Genomic DNA, 21,051 nt, shown 5'->3' with positions numbered 1-21,051 from the left:
GCAGGACATTCAGACCGCTCACCATTGAAATTACACAACAAAAAATTTTGCGTTTTCGCCTCAAGGAATCAAATGTATGCACAGACCGGTACATATAAGGACGAATCATGCGCCCGAACAAACGAGATGAATTGGTCCGCAAAGCCCTGGAAGTGTTCTACCGCAGCGGATTTCACGCCACGGGAATGGACACGCTGGTCAAGGAAACCGGTGTCTCCAAGACCTCCATGTACAAGCATTTCCGCACCAAGGATGACCTGATCATTGCTGTCCTGCAGCTGCGGGACGCGAACTTCCGCAGCTGGCTGTATGGCCGCATGGAGGAACTTTCGGACACACCGGCGGGACAGCTGATCGGTATTTTCACCGCCCTGCGGGAATGGTTCGGCAAGCCCGAATTTGCCGGTTGTATGTTTGTAAAGGCCAGCTCCGAATTTCAGGACCACGCGCATCCGGTGTACCGGCAGTCCAGCGAACACAAGCAGATGCTGCTGGACCATTTCACCACCCTGGCCAGATCGGCAGGGGCGCCTGATCCGGCGGCATTGGCCCGGCGGCTTTTGATGCTGAAGGAAGGCGCCATTGTCCTGGCTGCCATGTCGGTCACTCCCGATCCGGCAGAGGACGCGCTGCAAACCGCCCGGATGCTGTTGCAGCCTTATTTGAAAAACAGCTGACCGCCCTATTTACCCAGCCGGAAAACGCAACCGTCGGACAGAAACTGCGGCGGTGTCATGCACAGGCCGCGCGCCACCTGATAGGCCGCCAGCACCTTGGGCACGTAATCGCGCGTCTCGGCATAGGGCGGCACCCCTTGATGCGAGCGCACCGCCCCTTCCCCCGCGTTGTAGCCGGCCAGCACCAAAATGGGATCGCCGCCGAATTCCCCCATCAGCCAGTTGAGATACTGAATACCCCCGGCAATGTTCTGCTGCGCCTCCAGTGCATCCCTCACCCCAAAGCGTTTGGCGGTATCGGGCATCAGCTGCATCAGCCCCTGCGCCCCGGCCGAGCTGACCGCATCTGCCTTGCCGGCAGATTCGACTGCGATCACCGCCAGGACCAGGGCCGGCGACACCTCGGTGCCGACGCTTTCGGTCAGGATCTGCACTCCGCGTTCCTGCACTATGTCCTGCATCAGCTGCAAACGCGGGGCGGCCATGCCTTTGGCTCCGCTCAGGGCTTGCAGGGCGTCATCCAGACGCCCCGGCCCTGATCCCTCAAGCCCAAAGGCGACCTTGTCCCAGAACCAGCCATAACGGCCGGCTGGCTTTGCACCGCTGTCTGCGGTAATTGCCGCAGGCGCTGGAAGCTCTTCCTCAGGTTCCGGCTCAATCTGTATGGTAATGCGCTTGCCAGTGCCCGGGGCCGGCGGCTTGATGCGTTTGGCCTCGAACTGGGGAAAGGGCTTTGGCTGCACCTCCTGCGCCACTGCAGCCAGTGGCATGGCACAGGCTGCCAGCGCCAATACTGCGGTCCGGATCAACATTGCCCTGCCTGCCTGTGGTTTCAATCCGTTCCAACCTGAAAAAATTGGCGCCCAAAGGCCAGTATTCCTGCCCCAGAATCTGGCGCAACCGCCTTATTTGCCCCGGACTGGCGCTGAAATATCACGGGACTCGAAACGGTAACAAAAAATTAATCCAGCAAAACCAGATGGATAGAGATTTTATTGCTGAAAAGTAAAAATTGGGCGGCTCCATGCGGATTTCAGCCCAAATCCTGCCACGCTGGACTGGCTATATGTAGTCATCCAAGCCGGACAGTGGTCAAGCAGGTGAGAGAGCAGACCCTGGCGAGAAGGCGGGATGACACATTCAGAGATCCTTTGGAGGGACCGAACCATGATCAAATTCATCAAAAACTTCCGCAAAGACGACTCCGGCGCCGTGACTGTTGACTGGGTTGTTCTGACCGCGGCCGTTGCTGCCCTGGGCGGCGTTGTCTATTCCGCCATCCAAGATGGCGCATCGGACCTGACCAGCAAAACCGGCTCCTATCTGTCGAACACAACCGTCGGCAGCTAAACGCTCCACTAGCATGCAGCACATCCAGAAGAGCCGCCCACAAAGGGCGGCTCTTTTCGTTTCCGCTTCTATCAGTCCACAAGAACTGCAATGCAAAGCGACACGCCAAAAGAACATAATTTAGCTCAACTTCAATACGATAGCACAAAAAAAAATTTTCATTTAGCTGAAGCACGGAATTGCGCCCCATTAACGCCCCATTCACATAGTTTAATAGCCTCATCCCCAGACGGGATGGTCAGAAGGAGAGAGCTGACCAACATAACCAGACTGGGCAGATAACATCACAATCGTTTCCCTTGGAGGGACCAACCATGATCAAGTTTTTCAAAAACTTCCGCAAAGACGACTCCGGCGCCGTGACTGTTGACTGGGTTGTGCTGACCGCAGCTGTGGCCGCCCTGGGCGGCGTGGTCTATACCGCCATCCAAGATGGCGCATCGGACCTGACTAGCAAAACCGGCTCCTACCTGTCCAACACAACCGTAGGCAGCTAAGCGCAGTATGAAACGGTTTGGCGGCGCCAGTTCCATCTGGCGCCGCCTCCACCCCGGAACCGTTTTGGCAGCGAGGTTCAGACTGTGAAAAAGCTACGTTTATATATCGCAAGCGACGACGGAGCGGTTACCGTCGACTGGGTTGTCCTGTGCGCTGCAATCGTCGGGATGGCAGCATTGATTGCAGCGGCAATGGAAGATGGCGCCCTGGGCGCGGCGCAAGCAATTGCCGCCTACATGTCCAACTGGTCGTTCGGCTGAATCCGGCAGAAGCGCGGAGTTCCAGTCACAGCTTGAACAATCCAGCAGCCGGCTCCGCCCCGCGGGGTGCCGGCTGAAATGTATGAGAGGTAACACAATGCGTGCAGTTTTCGGACTTGTGCTGATCGTCGGAGTGGCCCTCGCGGGCGGCGCCGTCATGATGGCCAAAAATTATATCTCGGCCTATCAGAATGAACTGGCCCGCGAACGCGCGGCCCGTGCCGAGGCGGTGCCGATGGTGGATGTCTTCGTCGCCACCAAGCCCTTGAAATACGGCGAGCGGCTGTCCCAGGAAGCCGTGCGTGCCGTGCGCTGGCCGGAGAACGCCATACCCGAGGGCGCCTTTACAACCCTGGAGGCATTGTTTCCACCGCAAGCCGGCGATGATTTGAGAGTGGTTCTGCGCGCCATGGAAGCGGATGAAGCCATCATGGCCGTCAAGGTTACCGCGCCGGGCAAAGACGCCGGCATTACCTCGCGGTTGCAGCGCGGCATGCGCGCCTTTGCGATCAAGGTCGATGTCTCCTCCGGCGTTTCGGGCTTCCTGCGGCCTGGCGACAAGGTGGACGTCTATTGGACCGGCATGATGCCCGGCTCGGCCGGCGCCCGCGGTGAAGTCACCCGCCTGATCCAAACCAATGTGGAACTGGTGGCCGTGGACCAAAGCGCCGGCGGCGACATCAACGAAGCCATCATTGCCCGCACCGTCACCGTTGCCGCCCACCCCAAGCAGGTCGCCGCGCTGGCACAGGCGCAAACCACCGGGCGGCTGTCGCTGGCCCTGGTCGGCGCCGGCGATGACACAATCGCCTCGGTTGTCGAAGTGGACCAGCGCTCCCTGCTGGGCCTGGGTGCCCTGGAAGCGCCGCAAGAAGTGGAAAAGGAAAAAGTCTGCACAATCCGCACCCGCCGCGGAGCAGAGGTTGTGGAGATTCCGATCCCCTGCAGCAACTAGTATTTTGATTTTCGCGCCGCCCTTTACAGGCTCAGCCGTCCTTTCTCAGCAAGGGGCGGCTGTTTTGCCTGTTGCGCAGGCCCCACATTGGCCTCTGGTCAGGAACTCCCCCGAAGCCATTGATTCTTGCAATAATTCGGGATCTGCACCACAGTGCCCGAAAGAGCGGGCAAAAAGACCCGTATTTTGAGGCGTGATCGGAAAGGCAGGTCACATGGCAATTGGACGGTTCGTAGCGGCGGCCCTGCTGGGTCTATCGCTGATTGGTATGCCGCAGGCAGACGGGGCATCAGCGCAATCATTGCGGGTGGTGAAAAAAGGCACGGCATCCAGGCTGGACGTGCCGATGAACCGCGCCGTGGTGGTGGAAAGCGAAATCCCTTTTGCTGAGCTGAGCATTGCCAACCCCAGCATTGCCGATATCTCCTCCCTGTCCGACCGCACGATCTATGTGCTGGGCAAATCGCCCGGCCTGACCACGCTGACGCTGCTGGACGGCTCCGGCCGGCTGATCACCAATGTCGATGTGCGGGTGGCCGCGGATGTGACCGAATTCAAGGAACGCCTGCGCCAGATCCTGCCCAATGAAAAAATCGAAGTCCGCACCGCCAATGACGGCATCGTGCTGTCCGGCACCGTGTCCAGCGCAGTGCGGCTGCAGCGGGCGCTGGACCTGGCTGAACGCTATGCGCCGGAACGGGTCAGCAATCTGATGTCGGTCGGCGGCGTGCAGCAGGTGATGCTCAAAGTCCGCTTTGCCGAAATGCAGCGTTCGGTCTCGAAATCCCTGAGCGCCTCGCTGGGCTTTAACGGCGGCACCGGCAGCGGCCGCACCGGCGGCACCAACACTCTAAACAATGCCCCGGCGCTGGCCAACTCGCTGGCCGGCAACATTCCTGCCGCCAACGAGAACACCGGCGCTTTCCTGTTCGGCTTCAATGCCGGTTCTGTGCAGGTCAGCCTGCTGCTGGAAGCTCTGGAACAGAAGGGCGTCGTGCGAACCCTGGCTGAACCCAACCTGTCCGCTTTGTCGGGGCAGGAGGCGAAATTCCTGGCCGGCGGTGAGTACCCGGTTCCGGTTGCACAGGAAGACGGTGTCATCACGGTTGATTTCAAACCGTTCGGCATCGAGCTGAACTTCATCCCCCGGGTGATCGACGGCGATCTCATCAATCTGGAACTGAACGCGGCGGTCTCGGCCATCGACCCGTCCAATTCGCTTGAACTCAGCGGCCTGACCATCGACGCCTTCTCGCGCCGCGAGACCTCCACCACGGTGGAAATGCGCGACGGCGAGAGCTTTGCCATCGCAGGTCTGATCCGCGACGAATTCCTCGACAATTCCTCGCAGCTGCCCTGGCTGGGCGATGTGCCGGTGCTGGGCGCGCTGTTCCGCAGCGCCGACTACCAGCGCGAGCAGACTGAGCTGGTGATTATCGTCAGCGCCCATCTGGTCACCCCGACCCGCGGTGAGGCGCTGACCCTGCCGACCGACCGGGTGGCGCCGCCGAGCGAAAAGGACCTGTTCCTGTTCGGGCGCACCTCCCGCAGCAAAAACGGCCCGGCTGCCGAAGTGGCCAAACAGGATTTCAATGGCTCTTACGGCTACGTGCTGGACTGATAGGGAGTGGCACAGATGATCAGAACCGCTGCAATTTTCGGCATTCTTCTGGCCGCGGCCGCCTGCGAGCGGGAGGCCGGCCATGAGCTGAACCGTTCGGGGGGTTTAGGCGAGTCGACCCTCAGCAATGCAGCGGTGATGAGCGGCGAACGCAGTTTTGCCATTCAATTGGCCAGCCGGTTCGCCAAGGAAGTGCCCACCACGATCAACTTCGACTTTGACAGTGCCCGGCTGGATCAGACCGCACGGTCGGTCCTGGACCGCCAGGCGGTCTGGATCAGCCAATTCCCCGAAGTGCGCTTCCGCGTCTTCGGCCACACCGACGCGGTCGGCAGCAATGCCTACAACAAATCCCTTGGCCTGCGCCGGGCCCGCGCGGCTGTGAACTATCTGGTGTCCCGCGGCATCAGCCGCAGCCGGCTGGAAGCAGTGGTCTCCTATGGTGAAACCCAGCCGCTGATCCCGACACCGGAGCGCGAACGCCGCAACCGCCGGACGGTGACCGAGGTCAGCGGTTTTCTCAAGCGCCACCCGACGGTGCTGGACGGGAAATACGCCCAGATCATCTACCGCGAATATCTGGAAAGCGCGGTTCCGGGCACCACCCTGACCACTCAGCAGTCGCTGGAGCGCACGCTGCAGTAGCCGGGTTCCGCGGCCAGTTGATTACGAAGTAGTAACAATTCCCCAGATTTGGGGATTTTTGGCCCCAATATCGCCTAGATTGCCACCGACATTGTTTCCAAGAGGCGGACTGTGCCCAAAGCCCGGTCTGCCCATGTGAACAAGGATGATGGCGATGAGCAGCGGAATGCCGCAAACAGAGACACCTGCGATTGTTGCCTGCACGATCAGCCGGGACGTGCAGAATTTCGACCTCCTTATCGAAGACATGGAAGCCGCCCTGGGAGAGGCCTGGGGCGATTTGGGCTTTACCGAGGCGCTGGCTTTCTTCGGCCAGACCGAGGCAGAGCCGCTGCAGTTTGTCGCCTTGGCGATCGACAGCGCCGATGAGGGCGATCTGCCGCTGATGGGCGAAATCATCAGCCAGGCCAAAGTGCGCGGCATCAAGGTGATCCTGATCGCCGAGGACGTGACCCCGGCAGTATTGCACACGCTGCTGCGCCAGGGCGCGGACGAATTTGTTCCCTACCCGCTGCCTGAACAGGAATTGCAGGCTGCCATCGAACGGCTGCAGGCGCCCGCACCGCAAGTTGCGCAGAATCCGCACCAGCTTCAGTCCGGCAGCCAGCGCGAAGGCGCCGTGATCGTCTGCCACGGACTGGCCGGCGGCACCGGATCGACAACCATGGCTGTAAACCTGGCCTGGGAGCTTGCAGCGCTCAGCGAAGATGACGAGCCCACCGTGTGCCTGCTGGATCTGGATCTGCAGCACGGTTCGGTCTCGACCTATCTGGACCTGCCCCGCCGTGAGGTGGTGATGGAAATGCTCAGCGAAACCGACAGCATGGACGAAGACCTGTTCGGCCAGGCTCTGCTGCCGTTCCAGGAAAAGCTGCAAGTTCTGACCGCACCGTCCGAGCTGGTGCCGCTGGATCTGCTGTCGCCCGAGGATATCACGCGGGTGATCGAAATGGCGCGCAGCCACTTCGACTTTGTCGTCGTCGACATGCCCCATACGCTGGTGCAATGGTCCGAAACCGTGCTGCACATGGCGCATGTCTACTTTGCGATGATCGAACTGGACATGCGCTCAGCTCAGAATACGCTGCGCATGAAGCGGGCGCTGCAGTCCGAGGATCTGCCGTTCGAGAAACTGCGCTTTGCCTTGAACCGGGCGCCGAGGTTCACCGATCTTGCCGGTAAAAGCCGGGTCAAACGGATGGCCGAGTCCCTAAGCATCTCCATCGACCTGCAGCTGCCCGATGGCGGCAAGCAGGTCCTGCAGAGCTGCGACCACGGACTGCCGCTGGCCGTTTCGGCAGCGAAGAATCCCTTGCGCAAAGAAATCGCCAAGCTTGCAGCCTCGCTGCACGCATTAGGCCGAAGTGAAGCCGAAGCCGCCTAAGCGGCTGAACCGGGGATGAGTTGATGTTTTCAAAGTACAAAAAGCAAACGGCCAAACCTTCCGCGCCTGCGCCGGTCGCGGCGGCGGCGGCAACAACCACTGCCGCGCCTGCTGTCAGCCTGCGGCGGCCGGTCCAGCGCAAGCCAGCCGAAGCGCAGCCGATGGACAAGGATCGCAAACGCAAGGAGCGTTTGGGCGAAATCAAGATCCAGCTGCACCGCGAGCTTCTGGAAAACCTGAACCTGGCCGCGCTGGAACGCGCAGGCGAGGCGGAACTGCGGTCTGAGATCGCGACCATCGCCACCGAGATTCTGGCCGAGAAAAGCATCGTCCTGAACCGTGAAGACCGCCAGCAGCTGAACAAAGAGCTGTATGACGAGGTCACCGGCCTCGGCCCCCTCGAGGCGCTGCTGCAGGACGACACGGTCAGCGATATCCTGGTCAACGGGCCGCAGCAGATCTTTGTCGAACGTGACGGCAAGCTGCAGATCAGCGACATTACCTTCAAGGATGAGAAGCATCTGATGCGGATCATCGACAAGATCGTCTCGGCTGTGGGCCGCCGGGTCGATGAATCCAACCCGTATGTGGACGCCCGTCTTGCCGATGGCTCGCGTTTCAATGCGATGGTGCCGCCGGTTGCGGTGGATGGCTCGCTGGTATCGATCCGGAAGTTCAAAAAGGACAAGCTGGGGATCGACGATCTGGTGAACTTCGGCGCCTTCACCGAAGAAATGGCCGCCTATCTGCAGGCCGCCGTGTCAACCCGGCTGAATGTCATCGTCTCGGGCGGTACCGGTTCGGGTAAAACCACCACGCTGAATGCGCTGTCCAGCTTCATCGACAATGCCGAACGGATTCTGACGATCGAAGATACCGCGGAATTGCAGCTGCAGCAGACCCATGTGGGCCGGATGGAAAGCCGCCCCCCCAACGTCGAGGGAAAGGGCGAGGTCAGCCCCCGCGACTGTCTGAAAAACGCCCTGCGGATGCGCCCCGACCGCATTATCGTCGGCGAAACCCGCGGCGAGGAAGTGATCGATATGCTGCAGGCGATGAATACCGGCCACGACGGTTCGATGACCACGATCCACGCCAACTCTGCCCGCGACGGGATTTCGCGTCTGGAAAACATGATCGCCATGGCCGGCATCGAAATGCCGATCAAGGCGGTGCGCAGCCAGATCGCCTCGGCGGTAAACCTGATCGTGCAGGCCTCGCGCCTGCAAGACGGCTCGCGCCGGATGACCTCGATCACCGAAATCACCGGCATGGAGGGCGACGTGATCTCGATGCAGGAAATCTTCCGTTTTCAGCGGGTCGGGCTGACCCCGGACAACAAGATCATCGGCCATTTCACCGCCACCGGCGTGCGCAGCCACTATTCCGAACGCTTCCGCCTGTGGGGCTACGACCTGCCGGCCTCGATCTATGAACCTACGGTGATGGAGACGCGCTGATGCAACTGAGTGCCGAACCGCTTATCTATGGCCTGATCTTCTTCGGGGTTCTGGCCCTGGTCGAAGGCCTGTATCTTTTTACTTTCGGAAAATCGATCAGCCTCAACAGCAAGGTGACCCGCCGGCTGGAGATGATGGAGAAGGGCGGCAACCGCGAACAGGTGCTGGAGCAGCTGCGCAAGGAGCTGGGCCAGCATGCCAAATCGCAATCGATCCCGCTCTATTCGCTGCTGTCGGAACGTGCGCAGAAAGCGGCGATCGCCTTTTCACCCAAGCAGCTGATCCTGATTATGGCCGCCTTGGCTGCCGTTGCCTTTGTCGGCCTCAGCATCGGCACTTCGGCCCCGCTTCCCGTCCGGATGCTGGGATCCGTCATCATCGGCGTTGGCGCGGTGTTCTTCTGGGTCAACAAGAAAGCCGCCAAGCGGATGGCCATGATAGAAGAGCAGCTGCCGGATGCGGTGGAGCTGATGGTGCGCAGCTTGCGCGTCGGCCATCCCTTCACCTCCGCCGTGCAGATCGTCGCCAATGAGGTCGAGGACCCGCTGGCTACCGAGTTCGGCATCATCTCCGATGAATGCGCTTATGGCCGCGATGTGGGTGAATCGCTCAAGGAAATGGCCGAACGGCTGGACATGCAGGACATGCGCTTTCTGGCCGTTGCCGTCACCATCCAGCAGCAATCGGGCGGCAACCTGGCCGAAGTTCTGGCAGGTCTGGCCAAGGTGATCCGCGCCCGTTTCCGCCTGTTCCGCAGGGTCAAGGCCATCACCGCCGAGGCGCAGTGGTCGGGCAAGTTTCTGTCGGGTTTCCCGCTGTTCTGCCTGATCGGCATCCTGGTCAAGGACCCTAACTACTATGACGGCGTGCTGGACCATCCCTGGTTCATCCCCGCCTGTTTTGCGGTGGGTGCCATGCTGACAGCCAACCTGATCGTCATGCGCGTTTTGACCAACATCAAAGTATAAGGAGGGGACCGTGGAACTTCTGACCGGAATAAACGAGTACCTGACATCGCAATTCGGCGAGTTCGGCCCGCTCCTGGCGCTTGGCATTGCCGGGCTGTTCATGATCCTGCTGGCGGTTCCGCTGCTGCTGAACCAGCCCGAGGATCCGCTGAAGAAGCTGCAAAAGAACATCGCGCCCGAAACCCGGAACAAACCGCAAAAGCAGCGGCTGCGCCAGGCCGACCGCAACGAGCAGCTGCAGAAATTCGCAGGTTTCCTGGAACCGCAGAACGAAGACGAACTGTCTGCGATGGAACTGAAGCTGCGCCAGGCCGGGTACCACTCCAAGGACTCGGTGCGCCTGTTTCATTTCCTGCAGTTCGCTTTCGGCATCCTGGGCCTGTTGGCCGGGCTGTTCTTTGTTTATGTGCTGAAGGCCGATATCGACTATGACAGCCAGCAGATGGCGATCCGCATCATCGGGCCCGGCGCGGCCGGTTACATGCTGCCGAAATACTGGATCACCCGCCGGATTGAAGAGCGCAAGCAGAAGATCACCGAAGGGTTCCCGGACGCGCTGGACATGATGCTGGTCTGCGTCGAGGCCGGCCAGTCGCTGGACCAGGCCATCGTACGCGTCGCCTCGGAGCTGCACGCCTCCTACCCCGACCTGGCCGAAGAATTCGAGGTGGTCGCCCAGGAAATGAAGGCGGGCAAGGAAAAGGACAAGGTGCTGCGCGACATGGGCACCCGCTGCGGGGTGCAGGATGTCTCCTCCTTTGTGACCGTGATGATCCAGTCCGCCAGCTTCGGCACCTCGATCGCGGACGCCCTGCGGGTTTATGCCGGGGAAATGCGTGACAAGCGTGTGATGCGCGCGGAGGAGGCTGCAAACAAGTTGCCCGTGAAGATGACCCTTGCCACAATGGGCCTGACGGTCCCGCCGCTGCTGATCATTCTGGTCGGCCCGTCGGTGCAGGGCATCATGAACATGGGCAACTGAGGCTACCGAACATGAACTCATCAGGACGGGCCGGGCCGGGCCGTCTCCGCCGTGTTATTGCCGCCGCCAGCGTTGTCGCGCTGGCGGCGGCTTGCGCACCGGGCGGGCTGAAACAGGATAAGGGCAGCCCTTGGGCACCGGGTGGCAATCACCGCCAGCAGGCTGAGGACGGCCTGGTGGTCGGCCACCGGCTGATGGCCGCGGGCGAGCATGAACTGGCGCTGGACGCCTTCACCCGCGCCGCGCTGGACCACGGGCTGACGGCCGAGGTTCTGTCCGGCATGGGCAGTGCCAAACTGGGTCTCAGGCGGCTGGGCCAGGCGGAGGAGCTGCTGCGCCAGGCGGTGGATGCGGATGGCTCCTGGCCTGAACCGATGAACAATCTGGGGGTTGCGCTGATGGAGCGCGGCAAAACCGCCGAAGCGGTGCAGGTGTTCCAGCGCGCTTATGCGCTTGACAATGGCGAAAGTGACGCAATCCGCGATAATTTGCGGCTGGCTCTCGCAAAGCTTGAAAATCCTGCGCATACTGACCCTCAAAATCAAGATTATAAATTGGTGCGGCAGGGCGGTGGCAGCTACCTGATTCGCCAGGCACCATGACAGAGGCAGAGCAGTAAAAAGGACGCACAAATGCGCCAGCAGATTTTTCTATCCGCTTCTCTGGCAGGGGCGCTTGTCCTGTCGGCCTGCGCGGAGAAAGCCGATGAAACCGTGGAACGGGCGTTTCAGGAAGTGAACGTCATCGACGAGAGCAATCTCAACGATGTGATGCTGACCGTGGCCGACCCGAACGAGGCGGTTGCCCATTTCCAGCGGACCTTGAAAGGCAGCCCGGACCGGATTGAACTGCAGCGGGGACTGGCGCATTCCCTGATCCGTGCCAAGCGCACCACCGAGGGCACCGCCGCCTGGAAGAAAGTGGTGTCCATGAAAGGCGCCACCAGCGCAGACCATGTGCAGCTGGCAGGCGCATTCGTGCGCAGCGGTGAATGGGACGCGGCCAAAGCAGAACTGGATCAAGTCCCCCCCACCCATGAAACCTACGAGCGCTACCGGCTGGAGGCTGTGGTCGCCGATGCCGGCAAGGACTGGAAGCGCGCCGACAGCTTTTATGAAATTGCCACCGGGCTGACGACCAAACCGGCCAAGGTTATGAACAACTGGGGCTATTCCAAGCTGACCCGCGGCGATTTCGCCGGCGCCGAGCGGCTGTTCGGCGAAGCGATCCGCCAGAATCACGGGCTGTTCACCGCCAAGAACAACCTGGTTCTGGCCCGCGGCGCGCAACGCAATTACACCCTGCCGGTGATCCCGATGGATCAGACCGAACGCGCACTGCTGCTGCACACGCTGGCGCTGTCGGCTGTAAAACAGGGCGACGTCAAAGTTGGCGAGAACCTGCTGCGCGAAGCAATTGACACCCACCCGCAGCATTTCGAGGAAGCGTCACGCTCGCTGACGGCGCTGGAGAACGGCTGATCCATGCAATTCCCGGCTCATGCTGCCCTGTGGTTCCTGCCTTTTGTGCTGCCGTTGTGCTATACAGTGGCGCTGACGGATCTGCGCGGCATGCGCATTCCCAATTGGGCGGTTGATGTGCTGGCGGTGACCTATGCAGCCGTCGGCGCGGCTGTCATGCCCAGCTGGGCGGATTACGGCTGGCACCTGCTGCACCTGCCGGTCGGCATCGGTCTGGGCTACTTGTTCTACGCTGCCGGCGCTGTGGGCGCGGGTGACGCCAAATTTGCGGGCGCCGCGGCCCCCTACTTTGCGCTTGGCGACCTGAGGCTTTTGATGATCATCTTTGCCGCCACCCTGCTGGCGGGGTTCACCGCCCACCGGATCGCCAAATACACCCCCCTGCGCCAGCTGGCGCCGCAATGGCAAAGCTGGGATACCGGCAAAAGCTTCCCGATGGGCCTGTGCCTTGGCGGCACCCTCGCCCTTTACCTGGTACTGGCGGCGCTGTTCGGCAGCTGACGGCCGCCGCCGGAGTAAAACTGCGCTGGAAATCCGCCGCCTCCGCGGAATTGCTGCAGCTCTGCCCCGCTGTTGCCACAGTCCTGAATAGTCTGTTTCCTTGAAAGCCTCGGCCGCCGGGGCACGGATCCGATCTCAGGGACAGGCACCGCCATGAACATGCAGAACCTCACCGTGATGGCCCCGCCCGCCCCCAAGGGGCTGACACAGATGCAGCTGCCGCTGGTGATGATGCGGGACATCCTGCTGAAGACCATCTTCCGCAAGAACGTCGAGAACGTCACAGAAATCGCAGAGGCAATCTGCCTGCCCGGCGCCGTCACCCAGGAACTGGTGGATATCGCCCGCGAGCAAAAGCTGCTGGAGGCCACCGGCACGCTCAACGCCAACAGCGGCAACGAGATGGGCTACCAGCTGACCGATGCAGGCAAATCGCGGGCGCTGGATGCGCTCAGCCAATCGGAATACTTCGGCGCCATGCCGGTGCCCCTGGATGTCTACCGCGAGCAGGTGAAACGCCAGTCGATCCGCAACATCCAAGTGTCCCGCGACCAGCTGACCAACGCGATGGGGCATCTGATCCTGCCCAGCAGCCTCTTGGACCAACTTGGCCCGGCCGTCAGCGCGGGCCGCTCGATCCTGATGTACGGCCCGCCGGGCAACGGCAAGTCTTCAATTTCCAACGGCATCCGCGACGCCTTGGGGGATCACGTCTATGTGCCGCGCGCCATTGAATATTCGGGCCAGGTGATCACGGTCTATGACCCGATCGTCCACACCGAAGTGGAGCAGGAACCGGAAGACCCCAACGCCCTGCGCCGCCGCCGCCGTTTCGACGAACGTTATGTCATGTGCCAGCGCCCCACCGTGATCACCGGCGGCGAGCTGTCGCTGGACATGCTGGACCTGGTCTATAACCCGACCGCGCGCACCTATCAGGCACCGCTGCAGCTGAAATCCACCGGCGGCATTTTCATCGTCGACGACCTTGGCCGCCAGGCGGAACCGCCGCAGTCGCTGGTCAACCGCTGGATTGTGCCGCTGGAGGAAAGCAAGGACATCCTGGCCCTGCAGTCGGGCGAGAAATTCGAAGTGCCCTTTGACACGCTGGTGATCTTCTCCACCAACTTCCACCCGAACGAGATTTTCGACCAGGCCGCCCTGCGCCGGATCTTCTTCAAGATCAAGATCGACGGCCCGGACCAGGAAAACTACCTCAAGATCTTTGCCATGGTGGCCCGCAAGAAAGGCATGCCGCTGGACGAAGCCGCGCTGGTGCATCTGCTGAAGAAGAAATACCCGACGATCGGCAACGTCTATGCGAACTACCAGCCAGTGTTCCTGATCGACCAGATCATCGCGATCTGCGAATTCGAGGGCATCCCCTATCAGATGTCCCCCGAGCTGATCGACCGCGCCTGGGCCAACATGTTCGTCAAGGACGAGGAGATCGTGAAGTAACCCCGCTGGGAAACAGCCGGCGGCATGAGGTTTCCAAAACTCTTGCTAATACTTTTCGAAAAGTTTCGGGCCTTCCCCTAAAAGGAAGGGATGAGCAAACTTCCCGAGGTCATTCCAGACTGGTTCAGCGCCCGCGGCTGGACCATTCATCCGCATCAGCGCGCCATGCTGGAGCGGGCCGGGGCGCTCTGCACCCTGCTGATCGCCCCCACCGGCGGCGGCAAGACCATGGCCGGTTTCCTGCCCACCCTGGCGGAACTGGCCGATGGCAGCCACCAGGGCCTGCACACGCTCTACATCTCCCCGCTCAAGGCATTGGCCGCAGACATCAAGCGCAACCTGCGCACGCCGGTTGAGGAGATCGGCCTGCCCATCCGCATTGACGACCGCACCGGCGACACCCCCGCCTCCCGCAAGAAACGCCAGCGCGCCGACCCGCCGCATATTCTGCTGACCACACCGGAAAGCCTGGCCCTGCTGACCTCCTACGAAGACGCGCAGCGCACCTTCAAAGGCCTGAAGAGGGTGGTGGTCGACGAGATCCACGCGCTGGCCGAAAGCAAACGCGGCGACCAACTGATGCTGGCACTGGCCCGGCTGCAAACGCTCTGCCCGGATATGCGCCGGGTGGGCCTCTCGGCCACTGTCGACGATCCGCAGGCCATCGCCAGCTACCTCGCCCGCCACCCGGACTCCTGCGAGATCGTGCTGGCAGACCCCGGCCCGGCGCCGGACATCCGAATGCTGGAAACCGAACAGGCGCCGCCCTGGGCCGGCGGCGGCGCGGCCTATGCGATCCCGGCGGTGATGCAGCAGATCAAGGCGCACAAAACCACGCTGATCTTCCACAACACCCGCGCGCAGGCCGAAATCTTCTTTCACAACCTCTGGCTTGCCAACGAGGACGCGCTGCCGATCGGCATCCACCACGGCTCTCTCGACCGGGTCCAGCGCGAACGGGTGGAGGCCGCCATGGTCCGCGGCGAACTGCGTGCCATCGTCTGCACCGGCTCGCTGGACCTCGGCATCGACTGGGGCGATGTGGACCTGGTGATCCAGATCGGCGCGCCGAAAAACGTCAAACGGCTGGTGCAGCGCATCGGCCGCGCCAACCACCGCTACAACGCGCCGTCCAAGGCGTTGCTGGTGCCCGCCAATCGGCTTGAGGTGGTTGAGTGCCGCGCCGCGCTCGAAGCGGTTCGTGCGGGTGATCTGGACGGCGGGCCCCGCGGCCCCGGCCCCCGCGACGTGCTCTGCCAGCACATCCTGATCGCCGCCTGTGCCGGCCCCTTCGACGCCGGCGCGCTTTATGCCGAAATGACCCGGGCCGGCGCCTATGCCGCCCTCTCCCGCGCCGGGTTCGATGCGTGCCTGGACTTCTGTGCCACCGGCGGCTACGCGCTGAAGGCTTATGATCAGTGGCAGCGCTTGCTGCAGCGCCCGGACGGCAAATGGCAGCTGCGCGACCCGCGCGCCGCTGCCCGCATCCGCATGAACCTGGGCACCATCCAGGACACCGGCCTGGTCAAGGTCCGCCTCAAGCGCAGCCGCGGCGGCAAACCTCTGGGCGAGATCGAGGAGGCCTTTGCCGCCACCCTCACCCCCGGCGACACCTTCCTGATCGGCGGCCAGACCGTGCGATACGAGGGCCTGCGCGAAATGACTGTCGAGGTCACCCGGACCCCCGGCAGAAAGCCGAAGATCGCGGTATTCTCCGGCACCAAATTCGCCACCTCCACCCAGCTCAGCGCGCGCATCCTGAAGATATTCAAACAGGACAGCTGGCCCAACCTGCCCCGCCACACCGCCGAATGGCTGGAGCTGCAGCGCGCGGTTTCCGAACTCCCCCGCGCAGGGTCTCTGCTGATCGAAAGCTTCCCCCGCGACGGCCGCGAACATGCCTGCATTTACGGCTTTGCCGGCCGCAACGCGCAGCAGACGCTGGGGCTGCTTCTGACCAAGCGGATGGAGGAGCTTGGCCTCGATCCGCTTGGCTTTGTCGCAAGCGACTACGCCACCTTGATCTGGGGGCTGGAACCCCTGACCGACCCGGCCCCGCTGTTCGATGCCACTGCCCTGCGCGAGGGGCTGGACGGTTGGCTGGCCGGCAACGCGGTGATGAAACGCGCCTTCCGCGGCGCCGCAACCATTGCCGGGCTGATCGAACGCAACACCTCCGGGCACCGCAAGAACGGGCGCCAGGCGGCGTTCTCCTCTGACATCCTCTATGACACCCTCAGAAAATACGACCCGGACCATCTGCTGATCGGCATCACCCGCGAGGAAGCCTTGCGCGGGCTGGTTGACTTTGGCCGCATTGAGGACATGCTGGCACGGATCAAGGGCCGGATCACCTTGCGGCGGCTGCAACGGATCTCTCCGCTCGCCGCGCCGCTGTTGCTGGAGGTGGGCAAGGTACCGGTCAAAGGCGCAGCCGAAGAAAAGCTGCTGCAACGCGAGGCGGAAGCGCTGATGCGGCAATCCGGGCTGGACCGGCTGGGTCAATAACACTTGCCTGTTCCGCCCGCGCGGCTAAGACCGCAGTATGACCGGATTTGATTTCATCCTCGCCGGCGCCCGCCTCACCGCGCTCGGCTCCGGCGCGCTCTGGTGGGCGGGGCACCGCCTGCTCTGCGTCTCCGACCTGCATTTGGGCAAATCCGAACGCCACGCGCGGCGCGGCGGCAGTGCCCTGCCTCCTTACGAGGGGCACGATACGCTCGCCCGGCTTGATAAACTGGTTGCAGACCTCAATCCGGCAACCGTGGTCTGCCTCGGCGACAGCTTCGACGATAACGCCGCCGCGGTTGCATTGCCGGAGGCCGGCAGGACCCAATTCCAGGATCTGATGCGAAACCGCCGCTGGATCTGGATCGAGGGAAACCACGACCCCGCCCCTACCGGGCTGGGGGGGGAGCATCACGCAACCCTCCGGCTTGGCCCGCTGACCTTCCGCCACATTGCCGCGCCGTCAGAGGATGCCGAGGTGTCCGGCCACTACCATCCCAAAGCGCGGCTCCGCAGCACCTCCCGCCCGGCCTTCCTGCTGGACGCTTGCCGCCTGATCCTGCCGGCCTTCGGCACCTATACCGGCGGCCTGCGCAGCACCAATCCGGCCCTCACGTCACTGATGGCGCCGAACGCCCTGGCCATTCTGACTGGCCCGCAAGCCCTGCCGATACCGATGCCCCGCTAAATGGCGCAGCGTCACGGCCCTCTGATGGCTCAGCCTCTTCTATGCTTGGCCACAGCAAAAGAAGGACCTTCGAAATGATCGACCGCATCCGCAGCAGTTTCGCCCGGCAAAGCATGATGCAGACCTTCGGCGCGGAAATCGACAGCATCTCACCCGGCGAAGTGGTGATCAGCGCTCCGATCCTGCCTGGCAGCCGCCAGCAGCATGACGTGGCCCATGCCGCGCTGAGCTTTGCTCTCGGCGACACAGCCGCGGGCTATGCCGCACTCACTATGATGCCTGGGGACTGCGAGGTGATGACGGCGGAGATGAAGATCAACCTGCTGGCTCCCGGTGCCGGAGACCGCCTGCGCGCTTCCGGCAGGGTCATCAAACCAGGACGCCGTCTGATCATCGTCACGGCGGAGGTCCACGCCGTTTCAGCAGACGAGGAAAAGCTGATCGCCCTCCTGCAAGGCACGATGGTGCCGGTGACGGCCTAAGGCCTGCCAGCCATCATCTTTCCAAAAAATACTCCCGCCGGAGGCGGTCCGGCGGGAGCATATCAGTCAGGCGGTCAGCGGTCAGCGCTGGGTCAGGCGGTCAGGCCTTCGGGTTCCTTGAGGCCGTTGGCGCGGCAGGCCGCAGTGACGGTGTTGGCAAGCAGGCAGGCGATGGTCATCGGGCCGACGCCGCCCGGCACCGGGGTGATGGCGCCCGCGCGCTCGGCCGCAGTGGCAAAATCAACGTCGCCGACCAGCTTGGTCTTGCCGTCGCGCTCGATGCGGTTGATGCCGACGTCGATCACGGTCGCGCCCTCCTTGATCCAGTCGCCCGGCACCATTTCCGGACGGCCGACCGCCGCCACCACGATGTCGGCGCGGCGCACCGCATCGGGCAGATCCTTGGTGCGCGAATGCGCGATGGTCACCGTGCAGCTGTCGCCCAGGAGCAGCTGCGCCATCGGCTTGCCGACGATGTTGGAGCGGCCGATCACAACCGCATCCATGCCCGACAGCGACCCATGGTGGTCGCGCAGCATCATCAGGCAGCCCAGCGGCGTGCAGGGCACCATCGATTTCTGGCCGGTGCCCAGCAGGCCGACGTTGGAGATGTGGAAACCGTCGACGTCCTTCTCCGGCGCAATCGAATTGATCACCAGATCCTCGTTCATATGCTTCGGCAGCGGCAGCTGCACCAGGATGCCGTGGATCGAGGGATCGTTGTTCAGCTGGTCGACCACCGCCAGCAGATCCGCCTCGGAAGTCTCCGCATCCAGCTTGTGCTCGACCGAGTTCATGCCGACCTCGACGGTCTGCTTGCCCTTGGAGCGCACATAGACCTGGGAGGCCGGGTCTTCGCCGACCAGAACCACCGCCAGGCCGGGGGTGATGCCGTGTTCCTCTTTCAGCCGCGCCACATGCTCAGCCACCTGGCCGCGCACCTTGGCCGCAAAGGCCTTGCCGTCAATCAATGTTGCTGCCATTTGATCTCTTCCTCTTTGCCGCAGGCACGGATCGCCCTTGAAGCCTGCCTGTCCATCTCAGTCGCTCGCGATGCCCGCGCCGCAGGCCCCCGCTCAGCCTCACTCTTCCCGGATCACCCGCGCCTCGCGGGCAATCGACCACTCCACCAGCTGCCGCCACAGGTGCCCGGCCAGACCGGGGTCCAGCCCCTGTTCCGCGGCCGCGGCACGGGCATTCAGCACCACTTCCTCGACCCGTTCCGGGATCCGCGCCGGCCAGCCGTTTGCCTGCTTCAGCGCAATCGCCCGGTCAATGTATCCGGCCCGCTCGGCCAGCAGCGCGATCAGCTCCCGGTCGAGGTGGTCGATCTGCAGCCGGAGGCTTGCCATATCGCTGCAGGCATCTGGCGGGGTGCGTGTGGTGCTCATGTCTCAAAACTCTCACGGCCCGGGATGGGTCCCGGGCCGTGAATGTCGCATATCGCCGTTTAGAACAAGCCTTCGATCTGGCCGTCGTCATTCAGGCGGATGGTTTCCGACGCCGGTTTGCGCGGCAGGCCGGGCATCGTCATGATCTCGCCGCAGACCGCAACGATGAAGCCGGCACCGGCCGAGAGGCGCACTTCGCGCACCGGCACCGAATGGCCCACCGGCGCACCGCGCAGCGACGGGTCGGTCGAGAAGGAGTACTGGGTCTTCGCCATGCAGACCGGCAGATTGCCGTAGCCCGCCTCTTCCCATTCCTTCAGCTGGTTGCGGATCTTGTTGTCCGCCAGCACCTCGTCGGCGCGGTAGATCCGCTTGGCGATGGTGTCGATCTTGTCGAACAGGGACATCTCGTCCGGGTAGATCGGCGAGAAGTTGGCCTGGCCCGCATCGACGATTTCCACAACCTTCTGCGCCAGCGGCGCCGAGCCTTCCGACCCCAGTTCCCAGTGGCGCGACAGCACCGCCTCGACGCCATGGGTGGCGGCATAGGCTTTGACAGCCTCCACTTCGGCATCGGTGTCGGTCACAAAGTGGTTGATCGCAACCACAACAGGAACCCCGAAGGATTTGATGTTCTCGATGTGGCGGCCGAGGTTGGCACAGCCCGCGTTGACCGCGTCGACATTCTCGGCGCCCAGATCCGCCTTGGCAACGCCGCCGTTCATCTTCATCGCCCGCACGGTGGCCACCAGCACCACTGCCGACGGCGCGATGCCTGCCTTGCGGCATTTGATGTTCATGAACTTTTCAGCCCCCAGATCGGCGCCGAAACCGGCCTCGGTCACCACGTAGTCGGCGACTTTCAGGGCGGTCTTGGTGGCGATCACCGAGTTGCAGCCGTGGGCGATATTGGCAAACGGGCCGCCATGCACAAACGCCGGGTTGTTTTCCAGGGTCTGCACCAGGTTCGGCTGCATCGCGTCTTTCAGCAGCACGGTCATCGCGCCTTCGGCCTTGATGTCGCGGCAGTAGACCGGGGTCTTGTCGCGGCGGTAGGCCACGATGATGTCGCCGAGCCGCTTTTCCAGGTCTTTCAGGTCGTTGGCGAGGCACAGGATCGCCATCACTTCCGAGGCCACGGTGATGTCAAAACCGGCTTCGCGCGGGAAGCCGTTGGAGACGCCGCCCAGAGAGGCGGTGATCACCCGCAGGGCGCGGTCGTTCATGTCGACAACCCGGCGCCAGGCGACGCGGCGGGTGTCGATCTCGCACTCGTTGCCCCAGTAGATGTGGTTGTCGATCATTGCCGACAGCAGCGAATGGGCCGAGGTGATGGCATGGAAATCGCCGGTGAAGTGGAGGTTCATCTCCTCCATCGGCACCACCTGGGCGTAGCCGCCGCCTGCGGCGCCGCCCTTCATGCCGAAGTTCGGGCCGAGCGAGGCTTCGCGGATGCAGATCATCGCGTTCTTGCCGATCCGGTTCAGACCGTCGCCCAGGCCCACGGTGGTGGTGGTCTTGCCTTCGCCCGCCGGCGTCGGGTTGATCGCGGTCACCAGGATCAGCTTGCCGTCTTCGCGGTCCTGCACCGAGTTGATGAAGGACTGCGACACCTTTGCCTTGTCGTGGCCGTAGGGCAGCAGATCGCTGTCCGAAATCCCGATCTTCGCACCAATCTCCTGGATCGGTTTCTTCTGCGCTTCACGCGCAATCTCGATGTCACTCTTGTAGCTCATGGC

Annotated in this window: 22 protein-coding genes; 18 read left to right on the top strand and 4 right to left on the bottom strand. The window is 62.6% G+C overall.

Annotation, left to right across the window (positions count from 1 at the left end; all coding sequences use genetic code 11):
* Nucleotides 1-107 precede the first annotated feature (107 nt).
* Complete coding sequence (locus AC0KW6_RS11425) at nucleotides 108-677, top strand: TetR/AcrR family transcriptional regulator (RefSeq protein ID WP_323782022.1); 570 nt, start codon at nucleotides 108-110, stop codon at nucleotides 675-677.
* A 5-nt stretch (nucleotides 678-682) separates the two neighbouring features.
* Here AC0KW6_RS11425 and AC0KW6_RS11420 read toward each other — a convergent pair whose 3' ends face one another.
* Nucleotides 683-1,489, bottom strand: coding sequence for a lytic transglycosylase domain-containing protein (locus tag AC0KW6_RS11420; RefSeq protein ID WP_323782026.1), 807 nt, complete (start codon nucleotides 1,487-1,489; stop codon nucleotides 683-685).
* Between the two features lie 355 nt (nucleotides 1,490-1,844).
* Between AC0KW6_RS11420 and AC0KW6_RS11415 the strand changes: the two genes are divergently transcribed.
* The 17 genes from AC0KW6_RS11415 to AC0KW6_RS11335 all read left to right on the top strand — a co-directional run bounded on the left by AC0KW6_RS11415 (nucleotide 1,845) and on the right by AC0KW6_RS11335 (nucleotide 17,921).
* Nucleotides 1,845-2,027 (top strand): hypothetical protein, encoded by a 183-nt coding sequence (locus AC0KW6_RS11415; protein WP_474034932.1) that lies wholly within the window; start codon nucleotides 1,845-1,847, stop codon nucleotides 2,025-2,027.
* A gap of 314 nt (nucleotides 2,028-2,341) precedes the next feature.
* Nucleotides 2,342-2,524, top strand: coding sequence for a hypothetical protein (locus AC0KW6_RS11410; protein WP_474034931.1), 183 nt, complete (start codon nucleotides 2,342-2,344; stop codon nucleotides 2,522-2,524).
* An 84-nt stretch (nucleotides 2,525-2,608) separates the two neighbouring features.
* On the top strand, nucleotides 2,609-2,785 hold the full coding sequence (locus tag AC0KW6_RS11405; protein WP_323782036.1) for a hypothetical protein: 177 nt from the start codon (nucleotides 2,609-2,611) through the stop codon (nucleotides 2,783-2,785).
* 97 nt (nucleotides 2,786-2,882) lie between these two features.
* On the top strand, nucleotides 2,883-3,740 hold the full coding sequence (cpaB, locus tag AC0KW6_RS11400) for a Flp pilus assembly protein CpaB (protein ID WP_323782039.1): 858 nt from the start codon (nucleotides 2,883-2,885) through the stop codon (nucleotides 3,738-3,740).
* 214 nt (nucleotides 3,741-3,954) lie between these two features.
* Nucleotides 3,955-5,361: a type II and III secretion system protein family protein gene (locus tag AC0KW6_RS11395; RefSeq protein ID WP_323782042.1), complete on the top strand. Its 1,407-nt coding sequence runs from the start codon at nucleotides 3,955-3,957 to the stop codon at nucleotides 5,359-5,361.
* A gap of 15 nt (nucleotides 5,362-5,376) precedes the next feature.
* Entirely contained in the window at nucleotides 5,377-6,006 is a 630-nt protein-coding gene (locus tag AC0KW6_RS11390; protein ID WP_474034930.1) for an OmpA family protein, read from the top strand.
* 154 nt (nucleotides 6,007-6,160) lie between these two features.
* Entirely contained in the window at nucleotides 6,161-7,390 is a 1,230-nt protein-coding gene (locus AC0KW6_RS11385; protein WP_323782050.1) for a CpaE/TadZ family protein, read from the top strand.
* A 23-nt stretch (nucleotides 7,391-7,413) separates the two neighbouring features.
* Nucleotides 7,414-8,850, top strand: coding sequence for a CpaF family protein (locus AC0KW6_RS11380; protein WP_474034929.1), 1,437 nt, complete (start codon nucleotides 7,414-7,416; stop codon nucleotides 8,848-8,850).
* Nucleotides 8,850-9,818, top strand: a complete 969-nt coding sequence (locus AC0KW6_RS11375; protein ID WP_323782588.1) for a type II secretion system F family protein — start codon at nucleotides 8,850-8,852, stop codon at nucleotides 9,816-9,818. Before AC0KW6_RS11380 ends, AC0KW6_RS11375 begins: the two co-directional genes overlap by 1 nt.
* Nucleotides 9,819-9,828: 10 nt before the next feature.
* The gene (locus AC0KW6_RS11370) at nucleotides 9,829-10,800 is read left to right on the top strand and encodes a type II secretion system F family protein (RefSeq protein ID WP_323782585.1); all 972 of its coding nucleotides are present in this window, start codon (nucleotides 9,829-9,831) and stop codon (nucleotides 10,798-10,800) included.
* An 11-nt stretch (nucleotides 10,801-10,811) separates the two neighbouring features.
* On the top strand, nucleotides 10,812-11,402 hold the full coding sequence (locus tag AC0KW6_RS11365; protein ID WP_323782582.1) for a tetratricopeptide repeat protein: 591 nt from the start codon (nucleotides 10,812-10,814) through the stop codon (nucleotides 11,400-11,402).
* 30 nt (nucleotides 11,403-11,432) lie between these two features.
* The gene (locus AC0KW6_RS11360) at nucleotides 11,433-12,281 is read left to right on the top strand and encodes a tetratricopeptide repeat protein (RefSeq protein WP_323782579.1); all 849 of its coding nucleotides are present in this window, start codon (nucleotides 11,433-11,435) and stop codon (nucleotides 12,279-12,281) included.
* 3 nt (nucleotides 12,282-12,284) lie between these two features.
* Nucleotides 12,285-12,782, top strand: a complete 498-nt coding sequence (locus AC0KW6_RS11355) for a prepilin peptidase (RefSeq protein ID WP_323782576.1) — start codon at nucleotides 12,285-12,287, stop codon at nucleotides 12,780-12,782.
* A 153-nt stretch (nucleotides 12,783-12,935) separates the two neighbouring features.
* A complete protein-coding gene (locus AC0KW6_RS11350; RefSeq protein ID WP_323782573.1) occupies nucleotides 12,936-14,243 on the top strand; it encodes an ATPase in 1,308 nt (435 codons plus the stop codon).
* Between the two features lie 90 nt (nucleotides 14,244-14,333).
* Nucleotides 14,334-16,751, top strand: a complete 2,418-nt coding sequence (locus tag AC0KW6_RS11345; protein WP_323782570.1) for a ligase-associated DNA damage response DEXH box helicase — start codon at nucleotides 14,334-14,336, stop codon at nucleotides 16,749-16,751.
* A gap of 37 nt (nucleotides 16,752-16,788) precedes the next feature.
* A complete protein-coding gene (pdeM, locus tag AC0KW6_RS11340) occupies nucleotides 16,789-17,439 on the top strand; it encodes a ligase-associated DNA damage response endonuclease PdeM (protein WP_474034928.1) in 651 nt (216 codons plus the stop codon).
* Nucleotides 17,440-17,513: 74 nt separating this feature from the next.
* Complete coding sequence (locus tag AC0KW6_RS11335; protein ID WP_474034927.1) at nucleotides 17,514-17,921, top strand: PaaI family thioesterase; 408 nt, start codon at nucleotides 17,514-17,516, stop codon at nucleotides 17,919-17,921.
* A 92-nt stretch (nucleotides 17,922-18,013) separates the two neighbouring features.
* On the opposite strand, the gene folD is transcribed toward AC0KW6_RS11335, so the two are convergent.
* The 3 genes from folD to AC0KW6_RS11320 form a co-directional block, all read right to left on the bottom strand.
* Entirely contained in the window at nucleotides 18,014-18,904 is an 891-nt protein-coding gene (gene folD / locus AC0KW6_RS11330) for a bifunctional methylenetetrahydrofolate dehydrogenase/methenyltetrahydrofolate cyclohydrolase FolD (RefSeq protein ID WP_474034754.1), read from the bottom strand.
* A 99-nt stretch (nucleotides 18,905-19,003) separates the two neighbouring features.
* Nucleotides 19,004-19,312, bottom strand: a complete 309-nt coding sequence (locus tag AC0KW6_RS11325) for a chorismate mutase (protein WP_474034755.1) — start codon at nucleotides 19,310-19,312, stop codon at nucleotides 19,004-19,006.
* 59 nt (nucleotides 19,313-19,371) lie between these two features.
* Complete coding sequence (locus AC0KW6_RS11320) at nucleotides 19,372-21,048, bottom strand: formate--tetrahydrofolate ligase (protein ID WP_474034756.1); 1,677 nt, start codon at nucleotides 21,046-21,048, stop codon at nucleotides 19,372-19,374.
* Nucleotides 21,049-21,051 lie beyond the last annotated feature (3 nt).

Source organism: Leisingera sp. SA215 (assembly GCF_055902035.1).
Note: the sequence above shows the minus strand (reverse complement) of the source record. Positions and strands in the feature narration are given on the sequence as shown.

Excerpts from the sequence above, each read along its gene's own strand:
- AC0KW6_RS11345 (WP_323782570.1), top strand. The coding sequence starts at position 14,334 with ATGAGCAAACTTCCCGAGGTCATTCCAGACTGGTTCAGCGCCCGCGGC.
- AC0KW6_RS11325 (WP_474034755.1), bottom strand. The coding sequence starts at position 19,312 with ATGAGCACCACACGCACCCCGCCAGATGCCTGCAGCGATATGGCAAGC.
- AC0KW6_RS11390 (WP_474034930.1), top strand. The coding sequence starts at position 5,377 with ATGATCAGAACCGCTGCAATTTTCGGCATTCTTCTGGCCGCGGCCGCC.
- AC0KW6_RS11335 (WP_474034927.1), top strand. The coding sequence starts at position 17,514 with ATGATCGACCGCATCCGCAGCAGTTTCGCCCGGCAAAGCATGATGCAG.
- AC0KW6_RS11365 (WP_323782582.1), top strand. The coding sequence starts at position 10,812 with ATGAACTCATCAGGACGGGCCGGGCCGGGCCGTCTCCGCCGTGTTATT.
- AC0KW6_RS11320 (WP_474034756.1), bottom strand. The coding sequence starts at position 21,048 with ATGAGCTACAAGAGTGACATCGAGATTGCGCGTGAAGCGCAGAAGAAA.
- AC0KW6_RS11415 (WP_474034932.1), top strand. The coding sequence starts at position 1,845 with ATGATCAAATTCATCAAAAACTTCCGCAAAGACGACTCCGGCGCCGTG.
- AC0KW6_RS11360 (WP_323782579.1), top strand. The coding sequence starts at position 11,433 with ATGCGCCAGCAGATTTTTCTATCCGCTTCTCTGGCAGGGGCGCTTGTC.
- folD (WP_474034754.1), bottom strand. The coding sequence starts at position 18,904 with ATGGCAGCAACATTGATTGACGGCAAGGCCTTTGCGGCCAAGGTGCGC.
- AC0KW6_RS11410 (WP_474034931.1), top strand. The coding sequence starts at position 2,342 with ATGATCAAGTTTTTCAAAAACTTCCGCAAAGACGACTCCGGCGCCGTG.
- cpaB (WP_323782039.1), top strand. The coding sequence starts at position 2,883 with ATGCGTGCAGTTTTCGGACTTGTGCTGATCGTCGGAGTGGCCCTCGCG.
- AC0KW6_RS11380 (WP_474034929.1), top strand. The coding sequence starts at position 7,414 with ATGTTTTCAAAGTACAAAAAGCAAACGGCCAAACCTTCCGCGCCTGCG.
- AC0KW6_RS11425 (WP_323782022.1), top strand. The coding sequence starts at position 108 with ATGCGCCCGAACAAACGAGATGAATTGGTCCGCAAAGCCCTGGAAGTG.
- AC0KW6_RS11355 (WP_323782576.1), top strand. The coding sequence starts at position 12,285 with ATGCAATTCCCGGCTCATGCTGCCCTGTGGTTCCTGCCTTTTGTGCTG.
- AC0KW6_RS11375 (WP_323782588.1), top strand. The coding sequence starts at position 8,850 with ATGCAACTGAGTGCCGAACCGCTTATCTATGGCCTGATCTTCTTCGGG.
- pdeM (WP_474034928.1), top strand. The coding sequence starts at position 16,789 with ATGACCGGATTTGATTTCATCCTCGCCGGCGCCCGCCTCACCGCGCTC.
- AC0KW6_RS11395 (WP_323782042.1), top strand. The coding sequence starts at position 3,955 with ATGGCAATTGGACGGTTCGTAGCGGCGGCCCTGCTGGGTCTATCGCTG.
- AC0KW6_RS11420 (WP_323782026.1), bottom strand. The coding sequence starts at position 1,489 with ATGTTGATCCGGACCGCAGTATTGGCGCTGGCAGCCTGTGCCATGCCA.
- AC0KW6_RS11385 (WP_323782050.1), top strand. The coding sequence starts at position 6,161 with ATGAGCAGCGGAATGCCGCAAACAGAGACACCTGCGATTGTTGCCTGC.
- AC0KW6_RS11350 (WP_323782573.1), top strand. The coding sequence starts at position 12,936 with ATGAACATGCAGAACCTCACCGTGATGGCCCCGCCCGCCCCCAAGGGG.